At 33.1% G+C, this 15,243-nt stretch carries 12 protein-coding genes; 6 read left to right on the top strand and 6 right to left on the bottom strand.

The annotated features are described in order from the left end of the window. Positions 1–95: 95 nt before the first annotated feature. Both GKZ88_RS01635 and GKZ88_RS01630 read left to right on the top strand, forming a co-directional pair. A complete protein-coding gene (locus tag GKZ88_RS01635; protein ID WP_059118031.1) occupies positions 96–590 on the top strand; it encodes a sigma-70 family RNA polymerase sigma factor in 495 nt (164 codons plus the stop codon). Positions 591–598: 8 nt separating this feature from the next. After that, positions 599–1,231 (top strand): hypothetical protein, encoded by a 633-nt coding sequence (locus GKZ88_RS01630; RefSeq protein WP_155100661.1) that lies wholly within the window; start codon positions 599–601, stop codon positions 1,229–1,231. A 118-nt stretch (positions 1,232–1,349) separates the two neighbouring features. Here the strand turns inward: GKZ88_RS01630 and GKZ88_RS01625 are convergent, their stop codons facing one another. Then, positions 1,350–2,159, bottom strand: a complete 810-nt coding sequence (locus tag GKZ88_RS01625) for a lysophospholipid acyltransferase family protein (RefSeq protein WP_155100660.1) — start codon at positions 2,157–2,159, stop codon at positions 1,350–1,352. 126 nt (positions 2,160–2,285) lie between these two features. Beyond that, entirely contained in the window at positions 2,286–2,936 is a 651-nt protein-coding gene (locus GKZ88_RS01620) for a CoA pyrophosphatase (RefSeq protein ID WP_155100659.1), read from the bottom strand. A gap of 91 nt (positions 2,937–3,027) precedes the next feature. Between GKZ88_RS01620 and GKZ88_RS01615 the strand changes: the two genes are divergently transcribed. The 4 genes from GKZ88_RS01615 to GKZ88_RS01600 all read left to right on the top strand — a co-directional run bounded on the left by GKZ88_RS01615 (position 3,028) and on the right by GKZ88_RS01600 (position 10,851). Further along, positions 3,028–3,462: a DUF4268 domain-containing protein gene (locus GKZ88_RS01615; RefSeq protein ID WP_155100658.1), complete on the top strand. Its 435-nt coding sequence runs from the start codon at positions 3,028–3,030 to the stop codon at positions 3,460–3,462. Positions 3,463–3,718: 256 nt separating this feature from the next. Further along, entirely contained in the window at positions 3,719–6,973 is a 3,255-nt protein-coding gene (locus GKZ88_RS01610; RefSeq protein ID WP_155100657.1) for a toxin-antitoxin system YwqK family antitoxin, read from the top strand. Further along, a complete protein-coding gene (locus GKZ88_RS01605; protein ID WP_196216438.1) occupies positions 6,948–8,900 on the top strand; it encodes a DUF3857 domain-containing protein in 1,953 nt (650 codons plus the stop codon). Before GKZ88_RS01610 ends, GKZ88_RS01605 begins: the two co-directional genes overlap by 26 nt. Next, a complete protein-coding gene (locus GKZ88_RS01600) occupies positions 8,881–10,851 on the top strand; it encodes a DUF3857 domain-containing protein (protein WP_155100655.1) in 1,971 nt (656 codons plus the stop codon). Before GKZ88_RS01605 ends, GKZ88_RS01600 begins: the two co-directional genes overlap by 20 nt. A gap of 69 nt (positions 10,852–10,920) precedes the next feature. Here GKZ88_RS01600 and GKZ88_RS01595 read toward each other — a convergent pair whose 3' ends face one another. The 4 genes from GKZ88_RS01595 to mnmA are packed head-to-tail and all read right to left on the bottom strand — an operon-like array spanning position 10,921 to position 15,144. Then, positions 10,921–11,331, bottom strand: a complete 411-nt coding sequence (locus tag GKZ88_RS01595) for a hypothetical protein (protein ID WP_155100654.1) — start codon at positions 11,329–11,331, stop codon at positions 10,921–10,923. A gap of 20 nt (positions 11,332–11,351) precedes the next feature. Further along, positions 11,352–12,296, bottom strand: coding sequence for a nitronate monooxygenase (locus GKZ88_RS01590; protein WP_155100653.1), 945 nt, complete (start codon positions 12,294–12,296; stop codon positions 11,352–11,354). Positions 12,297–12,308: 12 nt separating this feature from the next. Next, positions 12,309–13,910 (bottom strand): S8 family serine peptidase, encoded by a 1,602-nt coding sequence (locus GKZ88_RS01585; protein WP_155100652.1) that lies wholly within the window; start codon positions 13,908–13,910, stop codon positions 12,309–12,311. Positions 13,911–13,956: 46 nt separating this feature from the next. Next, complete coding sequence (gene mnmA, locus GKZ88_RS01580; protein ID WP_155100651.1) at positions 13,957–15,144, bottom strand: tRNA 2-thiouridine(34) synthase MnmA; 1,188 nt, start codon at positions 15,142–15,144, stop codon at positions 13,957–13,959. Positions 15,145–15,243: the final 99 nt, after the last annotated feature.

The following is a 15,243-nucleotide window of genomic DNA, read 5'->3' as shown; positions in this document are numbered from 1 at the left end:
AAAAAAATGTAAGAATACAGCAAAAATTTAATTTTATGTTAATTTTTTTTAACTTCACACTGTAACAAAAGTGATTTCAACACTACTAATACTTTATGAGCGAAAATCTAGAACAGTCATTTGTTGCGCAATTGCAGGCAAATCAGAATATAATCCACAAGATTTGTAGATTATATACTGCCGGCGAAGATGCTCACAAAGACTTGTTTCAGGAAATTACCATTCAGCTCTGGAAAGCATATCCTAAATTTAGAGGCGACAGTAAATTTTCGACCTGGACGTATCGTGTGGCTTTAAATACTGCCATTACTTTATATCGAAAAACCAAAAGAACCATATCGACAGTAGAATATGAAAGTCATCAGCATTTTGTAAAAGATGTTGATTACAACTATGAAGAGGAAGAACAGATTAAATTGATGTACAAAGCGGTTTACCAGCTCAACGACATCGAAAAAGCATTAGTTTTTATGTATTTAGAAGACAAAGATTATCAAGAAATAGCTGAAACCTTAGGAATCAGCGAAGTCAATGCGCGCGTGAAAATGAACAGGATCAAAGGGAAACTTAAAAAAATACTAAATCCTTAAAAATTATTATGAAAGAACTGGATTTATTAAAAAAAGACTGGAAAAAGAACTCGGATTCTTTTGAGCAAATTTCTGAAAAAGAAATCTACAGAATGATTCACAAAAAATCATCTTCAATTGTGAAATGGATTTTGATTATCAGTATTTTGGAAGTTACTTTTTGGACTTTTTCAAACTTATTTATCAATACTGACGATTTATTGAAAAAAATGAATCATCCGGAGATTGTATTGGCAATGGAAATACTTACCTATTTTAACTATATAGTTGTTTTAGTTTTTATTGTTATTTTTTATAAAAATTATAAAACAATTTCAACGACAGTCGCAACAAAATCACTTATGGGGGCGATTTTACGAACTCGAAAAACAGTTCAGTATTATGTGTGGTATAATCTTGGAATGCTTGTTTTAATAACTATTTTGAGTTATTTCATTGCTTTTGTTTACAATCCAGATATGGCATTTTTTAGAGAACAACTTGCCGAAAGCGGGAAAACAATGTTTTTTACTGTCGGAATTTTATTTCTGATAATATTAGGAATATTGGGGCTATTCTGGTGTATTTACAGATTAGTGTACGGAACTTTATTACGCAGATTATATGCGAATTATAAAGAGCTGAAGAAAATTGATTTCTAAGGTGCTGAGATTCTAAGATACTAAGGTTCTAAGATACTAAGATACTAAGGTTCTAAGTTGCTAAGACTTTAAGTTTTTTCAAACTTGAAACTTGAAACCTGAAACAAAACCTAACCTCTTAATACTCCCACTGTCTTAATCTGTTAAGTTCTTCCTGTGCTTTGATTTCTTCGGCTGGAATAACTTTTAAGAATGATGGATGCTGTTCGATGGCGTATTCTACTTTTTCAACAATTTCGTCGATTGTGTCGTTTTCATAATCAATTTCAAGAGGTTCTTTGATAATGAATGACTGCAGAATTCCTTTTTTCTTCATTCGTAAACCTTTTTTGTCAAACGAACGACGGAAACCGTCAATAACAATAGGAATTACGATAGGTTTATGCTGTTTGATAATATGAGCCGTTCCTTTGCGAACAGGTTTAAACGATTTTGTAGTCCCCTGCGGAAACGTAATTACCCAGCCATCTTCAAGAGCGATTCTGATATTTTCAGTATCATTTGGGTTAACATCTCTTTTTTCAGTTACGTCTACACCTTTTGCGCGCCAAGTTCTTTCAACAGTAATGGCACCAACGTAAGCCAGAATTCTTGGCAGTAAACCAGCCTGCATTGTTTCTTTAGCAGCAACATAATAAATATTCATTTTTGGCTGCCATAAATAACCAATGTTCTTAATAGTATCTTGACGTCCGCTTAAACTTGCGTTAAACACATGAAACATCGCCACCACATCAGCAAAATAAGTTTGGTGATTTGAAATAAACAGCACATTAGTATCAGGCAATGTTTTAATAATTTCAGATCCTTCAATCTGCAATTCATTAAATCCTCTGTATCTGCGGTGCGTCATAGCTCCCAAGACTCGGATTAACCATTTCTTGATGAATAATATATGTCCAAAAGGATTTCGTTTAAACAATCCCATAGCTGTTTATTGTGTTTTTTTTGTTAAGTCGCAAACATACAAAAATTATTCTTTTAGCAATACTATAAAGCAATTTCGGAAATAAATCGTTATAATAATGAATATCAAATCGTTAAATTTTCATTTTTATGATTTTTCACCTAAAACAGTTTTTAGAACGTCTCTCAGTTCGCTTAATATCATCGCTGTTGCGCCCCAGACAACGTGATTTTCAATACTAAAAGCCGGTACCAAAATATTAGCCGCGTAAGAAGTTGACAATGTGGCTTCGATGATAATTTCATCATTTAAAAAAACAGATAATGGCAGTTCAATAATAGCCGCTACTTCACGGATATCAGGATAAAAAGAAAGCTCTTCTTTAGCAATTCCCATAAAAGGATGCACCAAAAAATTACTCGGCGGAATGTACATTGGCGTAAATTGTTTAACAACTTCTATTTTTTCAGGAAGAACACCAATTTCTTCATTGGTTTCTCGCAACGCAGTATCTTTAAAATCAAAATCGGAAATTTCATATTTACCGCCTGGAAATGCAATTTGCGATGAATGGACGCCATTATAAGCATTGCGGACGATTAAAACCAAGTGAGTTTTGCCATTTTTAGGGTAAAACAGCATCATTACAGCAGCAATTCTCGGATTCTTTGCACTTAAATCGAGGTTTTTAAGCTCTTGCATGCGTTCCTTTGGCGCCATTTTTATATGCGAATTCGTCGCTGGAAGTTCAACAGGAATTAAATTAGGAACATATTGCAAAAAATCTTGAAAATCCATATTCAAAGTTTATTTTTGTACTTTAAAATAAAATATAAATATACTCTAGAAAATGCGGTTCTACAAATTTTCTAAGATAAAGCCATAGATAATGTACAGTAAAGAAGAATCACAACGCATGAAAAGAGAATTTTGGGTAGCTTTTGCAGAAAAGTATCCGAGAAAATGGGTTCTTTATGATACAAAAATCAAAGATTTCTCTTTTAAGTTTTATGTTGACAATAAAAAAGCACAGGTTTTAATTGATATTGAACACCGAAGTGACGAAAAACGAAATGCCTACTTTGAAAAAATAGAAGCCTTAAAAAATATTCTGGAAGAGGAATTTATTAAGGATTTAGTCTTCGAAAAAAATTATACGCTGGAAAGCGGGAAAACCATCAGCCGAATTTGGGTTGAAAAACAAGGAATTGGTTTCAGCAACCGAAATAATTGGGATGCCATTTTTGATTTTTTTAACGAAAATATGCATGCGCTTGAAATGTTTTATTTAGAGTATGATGAATTTATTAAAGATATAGAGTAGTTTTTAAGTTGCTAAGGTACTGAGGTGCTGAGATTCTAAGATTTTTAAACCCTGCTGATTCTTTCTTGTGGGGTTTTCTTTTTTATTCTTTCAGCATTCAACATTTATTAAAAAAATATCTAAAAATCACTATTTATAAGGGATTACAACATATTTGTTTTGTTTTTAAGATATCTTAAAAATAATTAATAAAGAAATACCTATAATCAATGAAGATTTGGTCAAAATTTTTATATTTGAAAAACCTAAATCTGCAATGAGAAAACTTTTACTGGTGTTTTTTTTAGTTTCATTTTCAAAAAACTATGCTCAAACTGATTATGCTTTTGTTTACAACAATGATTCCATAATCAAAAAAGGTGAAAGATTATATGATACTCAAAAATATGATGAAGCCTTAAAAGAATATCAAAAAATCAGTAAAATTGACCCCAGATATCTTAATGCACAATACGAAATAGGTCTTGTCCTGAATGCTCAGGAGAAAAAAACAGAGCTTAAAGCGCATTTAGAAAATTTATATGCTAAAGGAAAAATGCAGGAATTTCCGGAGCTGTATAAAATGTATGCGATCTTTTTAAGCAACGAAAAAGAATACGAATTATCAGAAAAAATATTTAAAGAAGGTGAAAAGTACATTGGAAATTACTCCACTTTTCAGTACAATTTTGCCATACTTTATATTCGTAAAAAAGAAACACAAAAAGCACTTGATATATTAAAAACCATCATTACAAATGATCCTAATTATGCCTCAGCGCACTATTTATTAGGAATTATGGCTTTTGAAAACGGTAAAATTACCGAAGGGACTCTTGCCTTAATGAGCTACCTTGCTATTGCGCCTACTGGCCAGTTTGCTGCTAAAGCAGTTGTGCAGTTAAATTCCAGCTTTGGGCAAAATTATCTTGAGGAAAACAAACTGGTTTTCTCAAAATCTGGAGATAATTTTGAGGAAATCGAAACGATCTTAAGAAATCAGCTTCCATTAAAAAAAGTATATAAGATAAAGTCAAGCATTGATGATGTTATTACACGTCAAGTTCAGGCAGTTGCAGAATATGCTGTGGAACATAAAATGGGTGACGGTTTTTTTGAAACCACTTACATTCCGTGGGTAAAAGACATGGTTGCAAAAAATCAGTTGGAAAATTACTCTTATTACAGTTTGCTTTCTTTAGAAGATAAAATTGGAAAAGAGCTGACTAAGCAAAAGAAAAAGATAATGTCTTTTAATGATGATTATATTCAAAAGAGCTTCTGGTCCGTTTTTGCAGCCAGAAAACTGGATCTTTTCGGCAAAACAGAAGATGTTGTAGTTACTATCAGAAATGAGCGACCTTTTATCATTGGCCCACAAATAAATGGCGAGTTTAACGGAAAATGCAAGTATTTAAATGCTTTTGGAAACTTAGGCGGTGAACTTAACTTTAAAAATGGCGTTTTAGATGGTCTTCAAAAATATTATGATGAAAAAGGACGTCTTACTGAAGAAAAATATTTTGCTGACGGAAAATTAAGCGGTGAAAGAAAGGTTTATTATGAAAATGGAAACATTTCTTTATATGAAAATTACAAAGATGATAAGCTTGACGGAATTAGCACATCGTATTACCCAAATGGCGGAAAAACCTGCGAAATAAACTTTACAAACGATCAGCGTAACGGTACTTTAGTTTGTCTTTATGAAGCTGGAACGAAAAAAAATGAAATTGATTTTGCCGATGGAAAATTGAGTGGGAAATACATTTCGTACAATGAAGTTGGCGATATTACAGAAACTTACAACTGTAAAGATGACAAAATTGAAGGCAATTATGCCGAATATTTTGACGGCAAAACTTTAAAATCTGAAGCAGTTTACAAAAACGGTTTTATTGAAGGAAGCTATAAAACGTATTATACCAACAAAACTTTAGAAAAAGAAAATATCTGTTCGCTTGGCAATGTTTCTAAATCAATAGATTATTACGAAAACGGAAAAAAATCTGCTGAGACTTTATATACTGCTAAAGGCGAAATGGATGCTTATGCTTGTTTTGACACTTTTGGAAACAAATATTTTGAAGAAAAATACAAAGCTGGAGAACTGAAAACAGGAATTCAATTTACTGAAGATGCACCAAAAGGAACAGAAGTAAATGTGACTAAAAAAGGTTTTGAGATGAAAAACTTTGACGGTTCAACTAGAATTACAGGAAACTTCGATAAAGGCAAAAAAACAGGCGAATGGAGTTATTTATTTTCATCTGGATTTCCTAGATTGAAAGAATCTTATATCAATGGGAAAAATAGCGGTTTAAGCACTAATTATACGGAAAGCGGAAAGCTTTCAAGCATAGCACACTTTGAAAACGACACTTTAAACGGACGTTATGAAGGGTACGACGGCGACAAGGTGAATCAGCTTTTTTATTATGAAAAAGGAAAACAAAATGGTCCTTTTCAAACTTTTTATGCGGATGGAAAAGTGAGTACAGAAGGTTTCATGAACAATGACAATATCTCAAATGATAAATATATTTATAATCAAAACGGAACTATTGCATCCATTGAACATTATGTAAACGCCTATATAACCGTTAGAAAAACGTTTGGTCCTGATGAAAAATTGGAAAATGAATTTGACTATAAAAACAAAACAGGAAAATTCAGCTTATCTTTCAATAATGGAGTTTCTACAGAAACCTTGGAAATGAAAAACGGGATTTTAAATGGTAAAGCAATTTCTCAGGATAAGTATAAAAATATGATGATAGATGCCGAATATGTTAACGGAAAACTTCATAATTTATATAAAAAATACGGGCCGACAGGAGCTCTTCTTTTAGAGCAAAACTATTATTGCGGAAAATTAAACGGATTGAGCAAGCAATATGATTTTGTTGGAAACTTAAGACTTGCCGAAGAATATTCTTTTGGCAACGAAAATGGCAAAACAACTCGTTATTTCAACAATAAATCAAAAATGATGGAGAGTTCATTGCAAAATGAGGCACGTGAAGGAGAAACTACTTATTACAATCAAAAAGGGGAACCTTTAGTTATTATTGGTTACGAAAATAATATGCCTCAATATTTCATCACAAAAAACAAAACTGGTGAACTGACTGATAAAAAACCTATCAGCAATCAAACTGCTGAAATAGTATCGTATTATCCAAATGGAAAACCAGCGATTCAGCTTGCATTAAACAAAGGACAGCTAAACGGAAAATTCGTTATCAGTTCTGCTGAAGGAAAACCAGAATATGAATGTAATTATAAAAACAGCAGTTTAGAAGGCGACCGTTTTGAATATTATGCAAATGGAAAAGTGTACAAAAAAGAGCACTTTGAAAACAATAATTTTGAAGGGCAGCAGCAATATTTTAAAGAAGACGGAAATTTATGGGCTGCAATATCTTATAAAAATGATGAACTGCACGGAAACACGTTGATTTATAGCGCTGGAAAATTAGTACAAACAAAAAAATATGATTCAGATGAATTGGTTGACATTATCAAATAAACCTTTAATTCTGAGTGTATTCTTTGTTCTATATTCAGTTTTAGGTTCGGCACAAAAATCATTTCAGGATACAAAAAACTTGTACCCAGATTATAACGAAATCATTCTGGATAATACGGAAGCGTACGATATTACTTTTGAGAACAACGGTCTTAAAATCATACTTGATAATCATTATGAAGCCATGATCTTGACTCAAAACGGAATAATCAACAACAAAGAATCTTTTTCTTATTCCGATTTGATTCCGCTTAAAAGTTACGATGCGTATACTGTTATTAATGAAAACGGAAAAGAGAAAAAGATAAAAGTAACTCAGACGATTGAAAAGCAGTCACAGCAGAGTTCGATCTTTTATAATGATGTAAAAGAACGACAGCTTACTTTTCCGAATTTAGAAACGGGAGCCAAAAAAGTATACAATTATCAGACTCAGTTTTTAGATCCGCATTTATTGCACAAATTTATTTTTGGAGATGTTTTGCCTATTCAAAATTCGACTTTAGAAGTCAAAACGGATAAAAACATTGTGATTGATTACAAGATTTTTAATGATCCCAACAAAACAATTGTTTATTCTAAAACAGAAAAAAAGGGCAAATGGATTCATAGATGGACATTAACTGATATAAAACCTGTAAAGTATGAAGACGGAACTCCTGGATATTTATATCAAGTTCCTCATGTTGATTTTTATATTAAAGAATATACCATTAACAATGTTACAACTCCGGTTTTAGGTACTATTACTGAGCTTTTTAATTATTACAAAGCTTTTGTAAAAGACCTGAATAAAAAAGAAGATCCAGATTTGAAAGCGCTTACAATGGATCTTACCAAAGATAAAACTACGGATGAAGAGAAAGTAAAAAGCATATTTTACTGGGTCAAAGCAAACATTAAATACATCGCTTTTGAAAATGGCTACGAAGGATTTATTCCGCGTGAAGCGAATCTGGTTTTTGAGCGAAAATTTGGTGACTGTAAAGACATGGCCAGTATTATTTCCTGCATGGCAAATTATGCCGGCGTAAAAAATGTGACTGTTGCCTGGATTGGTACGCGCAGTATTCCGTATTCCTATAATGATCTCGCAACGCCTTCGGTAGATAATCATATGATTGCTATTTTTAAAAAAGACGATCAGTATATCTTTTTAGACGGAACTGATAAAGAAACCCGTTACGGCATTCCAACGGCTTTTATACAAGGAAAAGAAGTTCTTTTTAGCGAAAACGACCAGTACAAGATCTATCCGGTTCCGGTGGTTGCTCCAAGTCAAAATGAAGTTAAAGAAACTGTCAATTTAAAAATTGAAAACAGCAAATTGATTGGAAATGCAAAAATGGAACGTTTTGGCTATAACCGAAGCCATATTTTAATGCAAATTGGCGACGCAACAAACAAAGCGCGTCAGGAAATGATTAAATCTTTGGTTTTAAAGGGAAATAATAAGTTCATTTTGAAAGATTATAAAGAGGAAAATCTATCCGATAAAGATCTGCCTTATGTGATTGATTACAATTTTGACCTTGATAATTACATCGTAAAAGTGGACAAGGAAATTTACGTGAATTTGTTTTTAGACAAATTTTTAGAAAAAGCAACTCTTGCAAAAGACAGAGTTGCACAGTATGAATATGAATATCTTACTGAATTCGCAACACAATATGCACTCGAAATTCCGAAAAACTTTAAGATCAAATATCTTCCAAAAAACTTTGATTTAGATAATGATTATTTGAAAGCGCATTTTGTTTATGAATTCAAGAACAACATTATGTATTTAAATGTCAGTTTACAGCAAAAGAAATTACTGCTCAATAAAACCGATTTTGAGCCTTGGAATGAAACCATCAAAAAATTAAAATCTAACTATAGCGAAACCATAATTTTACTTGAAAATAATGAAAAAAAACTTCCTTAAAACCCTTTTTACCTTTGCTACATTATTATGCACTACACTCTTTTATGCTCAGGAATATAGTTTCAAGAATTATGACTGGAATGAAAAAGATGTAAAAATTGAAGTGCCTCAAAAATATGAAACAGAAAAAGAAATCATTCTGAACCGTACTATAAAAATTGAAATTTTAGTGGATAAAAACACGGCTTCACAATATCGTCTGATTCACGAAAAAAAATACATCAACTCTGATGATGCTATCGAAAGAAACAATAAAATTTATATTCCGTTTAGTGATAACGAAAATGTACTGGTTACAAAAGTTCGTGTGATCTTAAAAAATGGGAAAACGATTGTTTTAGATAAAAAAGATATTAAAGAAGAGGTTGATCAGGAAAAAGGAATGAAATACAACTATTTCGCCCTAAACGGACTTGAAAAAGGCGCCGTGATCGAAAAGTTATATGTTCTTGAAGAAAATCCAGATTTGAAAGGAAATACAATCAAAATGCAGGATGAATATCCAATAGCCGAATATAATTTTGAACTTATTACGCCTGCACATCTTGTTTTTAAAACGAAATCATATAATGGTTTGAGCGAACCTGTTTTGGATGACAAAAAATTGGAAAATAAAAAAGTAATCAGTATTTCCGAAAAAGATATTCCTGCTTTAAAAGATGATGAAGAATACTCAAATTGGGATGTCAAACTAAAACTTTTCCGTTACAAATTGGATGCAAACCTTTATAACGGCGCAAAAAACCTGAATAATTTTAAGGAATACGCGACTGCTACTTATGAAAGAATCAATCCTGTTTTAGATAAAAAACAAGAAAAAGCAATTGCTACTTTTTGTAGTTCTATTCCGGAATCTAAAGATCCTCAAGAACAGATCTGGAATATCGAAAACAAAATCAAAAAGACAATCATTTACGATAAATATACCGACATGCAGCCTTCTTTGAGCGATGTAATCAGCAAAAAACAGGCAAATAGTGTTGATATTATAAAATTGTATGTTGCGGCTTTTAAATATTTTAAAATAGAGCAAAATCTAGTTTTTACTTCAAGCCGTTACAAAGTTCCTTTTGACAAAGATTTTGAAAGCTATGAAAACCTAAATGATTTCTTGTTTTATTTTCCAGCCATCAAAAAATATCTTTCACCAACAGAAATCGAATACCGTTTGCCCCTTTTCCCAAATTATTTAGGAAACAACAACGGATTATTTATCAAAGAAAAAGTATTTGCCGGCGTTGCAATGGGAATTGGTGAAATCAATTTTATCGAAATTCCAGGAACCGAAATCACGCATGATTATATGGATATTACAGTTGATTTTACAAAAGATCTAGAAAATCCATTAATTACCAGCAACATGACTTATGGCGGCTATTCTGGTTTGAATTTTCAGCCGATAAAAGATTTTGTTTCGGCAGAACAATACAAAACAATGCTGAAAAGTGTTTCTGAAAACTATACACTTCAAAGCGAATACAAAACGCTTACAACAGAAAATGACGGTACAGAGTTTATTGGCAAAAAACCATACAAACTGAACCTAACATTTGATGGAAAAGATATGATTCAGAAAGCGGGAGAAAATTATTTGTTCTCTGTGGGACAGACTATTGGACGCCAGATGGAATTTTATCAGGAAAACAAACGTATGCTTCCTATCGAAATTGATTATCCGCATTACTACACCCGTAAAATAAAAATTGTTTTGCCTGAAGGTGCTAAAATCAAAAACTTGGATAAGTTTGTAATGGACTTTAAAACCGATTTAAACGGTAAAACTGAAGCTGCTTTCACGAGCAAATATTCTCAAAACAAAAATGAAGTTACGATCGAAAATACAGAGTATTACAATATTGTAAATTATCCGCTGGCAAGTTTTGACCAATACAAAGCGGTTATTAACGCTGCTGCCGATTTCAATAAAATTGTGGTTATTGTGACGCAGTAAATTCTAAACTTATTAAAAAAAAGAAGCCCGGTATTTAAAAATACCGGGCTTCTTTTTTATTCTTAAAAACTACACACTAAAAATATTATAAACAATAATGTGATCGTCGTAGTTAATATAAAGCTGTTTACGGAAGTCTTGTTTTTTGCGGGTAATAATAGAAAGCTTACATTCTTTGCCGTCATTATCTTTGCACATAAAAGAATACACAATATCAGTATCGTTTTCTTCTCTTTCAATATAATCCAAAATACTAAAAAGCTGAATTTCCTGCGAATAAACTACGATTCTGTGTTTATTAGTGTCTAAAACCACACTCAGGTTTACTAAATCTAAATTAGACCATTCGCCCCAGGTCCCTTTTTGATTTTTCTCTAAAACGCTAAAACCCGAAGTTTTAAAATTATAAGACTGGCTTTGAACGTTTTGCAGTCCAAAAATAAAAAATGATAGTAATATAGAAATGCGAATAAAATTCATGAAATATTTCTTACAGATAATTAAAATTCAAATTTAGCCTTTTCTTTGCTAGCAGCATCAAATTCGGCCATCATTTGCTGGATAATTTGTTCAACAGGCAAAATTTCGTGAATGAGTCCGGCAATTTGTCCTATTTCAAGTTCACCTTCGTCAAGGTCTCCTTCAAACATTCCTTTTTTTGCTCTCGCTCTGCCTAAAAGCTGCACTAAATCTTCTTTTGAAGGACATTTTTCATACAAAGCCTGAACATCGTGATAAAACTTATTTTTCACCAATCTAACAGGCGCTAATTCTTTCAGCGTTAAATGTGTATCCCCTTCTTTTATAGTAACTATAGTTTCTTTAAAATTATTGTGAGCCGAAGATTCTACCGAAGCAGCAAAACGGCTTCCAACCTGAACACCATCGGCACCAAGAATCATTGCTGCCAGCATTCCTCTTCCTGTTGCAATTCCTCCCGCAGCAATAAGCGGAATTTGGATTTTTTCTCTCACCATCGGAATCAAAGTTAACGTCGTTGTTTCGTCACGTCCGTTATGTCCGCCGGCTTCAAAACCTTCTGCTACAATGGCATCAACTCCTGCTTCCTGCGCTTTTAAAGCAAAAACAGAACTGCTCACTACATGAACAACTGTGATTCCTTTTTCTTTTAAAAATGAAGTCCATGTTTTAGGATTTCCTGCCGAAGTAAAAACGATTTTCACGCCTTCTTCAACAACGATATTCATAATTTCTTCAATGTTTGGATATAACATGGGAATATTGACTCCAAAAGGCTTATCTGTCGCTTTTTTGCATTTTTGAATATGCTCTCTTAAAACTTCAGGATACATAGAACCCGCACCTATAAGACCTAAACCGCCCGAATTACTAACGGCAGAAGCTAATTTGTAACCACTGTTCCAAATCATTCCGCCTTGAATTATTGGATATTTTATATTAAAAAGCTGCGTAATTTTATTCATGCAAGTAGGCTGTTATTGTTTAATTATCTTTCCTGTTTTATGTAAACCTTCAGCATCAAAAGTATAAAAATAAAGACCGCTGTTTAAGGTTTCAACAGAAAGAGATGGATTTTGATTTGTAATTTGTTTTTCAATTAATTTCTGTCCCAAAAGCGAGTAAATTGTTACTGACGCTGTATAATTCTCCTCCGGAAATTGAAAAGAAATTGTCGTTTTAGCTGGATTTGGAAAAACTGAAAAAGTTGAGGATAAGAAGAAATCATTGACACCTAAATTAGACCCAAAATTTGGAATTCCGTAACCGTAATTAAAATCTGGAGTTGTATAACGATCTGATGATTGTAAAATCATTTGTCTGATTTCTTTATTTGTTTTTGATGGAAAAGCCTGCCAGAGACACGCGACCAATCCCGCCATAACCGGACATGAAAAAGAAGTTCCGTTTGACGTGCCAATATTTCCCGAAGGATCAGAAACTGCGGTTGCTGTTCCTTGAGCCATAATATCAGGTTTTACCCGATTGTCAAAACTTGGCCCGATAGAACTAAAATCAGATCTTACTTTTCCCGAAGTCACAGATCCAACTGCTAACACCGAAACGGCATCGGCCGGCGCACCAATATGAGGTTCAGCACTTTTACCTTCATTTCCTGCAGAAGCCAATACAATCATTCCTTTGCTGAAAGCGATTTCTGCTCCACGCGAAATAAAAGTGGTACTGCCGTTCATATCACTATACGTATGGCTTTCGCCCGCTTTATCAAATTCAAAATAACCTAAAGAAGTTGTAATAATATCAACACCAAGACTATCTGCTCTTTCAGCTGCTTCTACCCAAAGCGACTCTTCAATTGGATTTTCAGAAGCATCATTTTCAGTAATAAATAAATAATAAGAAGCATCCGGAGCTGTGCCAATCAAAGCATTTTCTTTGTAACCGCCCATGGTTGAAAGCACTAAAGTCCCATGATTAACGCCAGTGTAAAAATTGGTATTTCGATTTACAAAATCATATCCGCCTAAAATCCTATTGTTTGTTTGCAGATTCTGAAAAGGCTGTGCGGTATTTACACCCGGAAAACCCGCATCTAAAACTGCAATTATTTTTCCTGAACCTGTATAATTCTGTTTATGTAAAGCCTGTCCATTCAGCATTTGAATTTGATTTGCCGCATTTCCATAGGCATAATCAATCGTTGTTTGGAGCTTATTCTTTGTTTGTGCGGTACTGTTTTCGTTAACTCTTTTTGCTGTATTTAAAGTTTTATTCGTAAAAACAACTTTGTCAACAAATGATAATGATTTAAGTGCCGAAACATTTGTTTGAGTTCCGCTTATATGAAGCGCATTCAGCCATTTTGATTTGGCTAAAACTGTAATTCCCGTACTTGATTTTATTTGGGTTATATAACTTTTTTCAATGGGAACATCGGTAAGATCCAATGCAATATTCTGAGCCGTTCTTCGGGTTAAAGAACGCTGTGTCAACATATCCAAAGGCTTATCTAAAAAAGATTGCGAACTTGGCTTGTCTTTAAAATAAACCCATGCATCCTCTTGCGAAAACATCGCAGAAGAAAAAAGCAAAAGAAAAAAGATGAAACAGTACTTCATAGTTTACTTTTTTAAAAAGGAAAATTCCCTATAAAAAAGTATAAAGCTAAGAAATTACTCCCGAACCAACTAATTCATTATCTAAATACCACGCAACAAATTGACCTTCAGTAATAGCAGATTGAGGTTCTTCAAAACGAACGTACATTCCGTTTTCAAATTGATACAGAATAGCTTTCTGCAAAGGCTGACGATAACGAATTCTGGCCATCACTTCCATTGATTCACCTGATTTTAAAGCCAAATCAGTTCGAACCCAATGCACTTCAGAATTACCAACAAACAAAGCTTTTTTAAACAAACCAGGATGATTGCTTGATAAACCTGTATAAATAGTATTGGTATCAACATTAGTTGCAATTACAAAAAGCGGATCAGTAGTTCCTCCTACATTCAGACCTTTTCTTTGTCCGTTTGTAAAATAATGAGCGCCTTGATGTTTCCCAACTACTTTTCCCATTGTAGGCAAGTAATTCAGTTTGTCAGATTCCGCTTTTAATTGTTCTTCTAAAGATAATCCTGCCGTTTCTTCAACAGCATAAATTGGATCATTTTTATCAATCTGAACAATTTTGCCTTCTTTTGGCTGTAATTTTTGCTGTAAAAATTCAGGCAAACGAACTTTACCAATAAAGCATAATCCTTGCGAATCTTTCTTTTCGGCTGTTACCAATTCCATTTCAGCAGCGATTTCGCGTACTTCTGGTTTTGTCAAAGCTCCAATAGGAAACAATGCTTTTGATAATTGTTCCTGTGATAACTGACATAAAAAATAAGACTGATCTTTATTGATGTCGTTTCCGGCAATTAACTGATAAACAGGTTTTCCGTCAACTTCAATTTCGTTTTTTTGACAATAATGTCCTGTTGCTACATAATCAGCACCAAGACTTAGAGCAATTTTCATGAAAACGTCAAATTTGATTTCGCGGTTACAAAGCACGTCAGGATTTGGAGTTCTTCCTTTTTCGTATTCGTTGAACATATAATCAACGATTTTTTCTTTGTATTCTTCGCTTAAATCAACAGTCTGAAACGGTATTCCAAGTTTTTCTGCTACTAATAAAGCATCATTACTGTCTTCTAACCAAGGACATTCGTTAGAAATAGTAACCGAATCATCATGCCAGTTTTTCATAAAAAGGCCAATAACTTCGTATCCCTGCTGCTGCAATAAATAAGCGGCAACACTAGAATCTACTCCACCAGAAAGTCCAACAACTACACGTTTCATTCTAAATCGTTTATATTTTTACAAGGGTGCAAAGATAAGCCAAATAATAGAAAATTATAACCGTTTCGATTAGTTTATATAATCCCGCAGTAGACAAAA

Origin of the sequence: Flavobacterium sp. LC2016-01, assembly GCF_009711135.1 — a bacterium.
In the GTDB taxonomy this organism is placed as follows: domain Bacteria; phylum Bacteroidota; class Bacteroidia; order Flavobacteriales; family Flavobacteriaceae; genus Flavobacterium.
Note: the sequence above shows the minus strand (reverse complement) of the source record. Positions and strands in the feature narration are given on the sequence as shown.

Coding starts and splice junctions, on each gene's coding strand:
- GKZ88_RS01585 (WP_155100652.1), bottom strand. CDS start 13,910: ATGAAGTACTGTTTCATCTTTTTTCTTTTGCTTTTTTCTTCTGCGATG.
- GKZ88_RS01635 (WP_059118031.1), top strand. CDS start 96: ATGAGCGAAAATCTAGAACAGTCATTTGTTGCGCAATTGCAGGCAAAT.
- GKZ88_RS01620 (WP_155100659.1), bottom strand. CDS start 2,936: ATGGATTTTCAAGATTTTTTGCAATATGTTCCTAATTTAATTCCTGTT.
- GKZ88_RS01595 (WP_155100654.1), bottom strand. CDS start 11,331: ATGAATTTTATTCGCATTTCTATATTACTATCATTTTTTATTTTTGGA.
- GKZ88_RS01615 (WP_155100658.1), top strand. CDS start 3,028: ATGTACAGTAAAGAAGAATCACAACGCATGAAAAGAGAATTTTGGGTA.
- GKZ88_RS01625 (WP_155100660.1), bottom strand. CDS start 2,159: ATGGGATTGTTTAAACGAAATCCTTTTGGACATATATTATTCATCAAG.
- GKZ88_RS01600 (WP_155100655.1), top strand. CDS start 8,881: ATGAAAAAAAACTTCCTTAAAACCCTTTTTACCTTTGCTACATTATTA.
- GKZ88_RS01630 (WP_155100661.1), top strand. CDS start 599: ATGAAAGAACTGGATTTATTAAAAAAAGACTGGAAAAAGAACTCGGAT.
- mnmA (WP_155100651.1), bottom strand. CDS start 15,144: ATGAAACGTGTAGTTGTTGGACTTTCTGGTGGAGTAGATTCTAGTGTT.
- GKZ88_RS01610 (WP_155100657.1), top strand. CDS start 3,719: ATGAGAAAACTTTTACTGGTGTTTTTTTTAGTTTCATTTTCAAAAAAC.
- GKZ88_RS01605 (WP_196216438.1), top strand. CDS start 6,948: ATGAATTGGTTGACATTATCAAATAAACCTTTAATTCTGAGTGTATTC.
- GKZ88_RS01590 (WP_155100653.1), bottom strand. CDS start 12,296: ATGAATAAAATTACGCAGCTTTTTAATATAAAATATCCAATAATTCAA.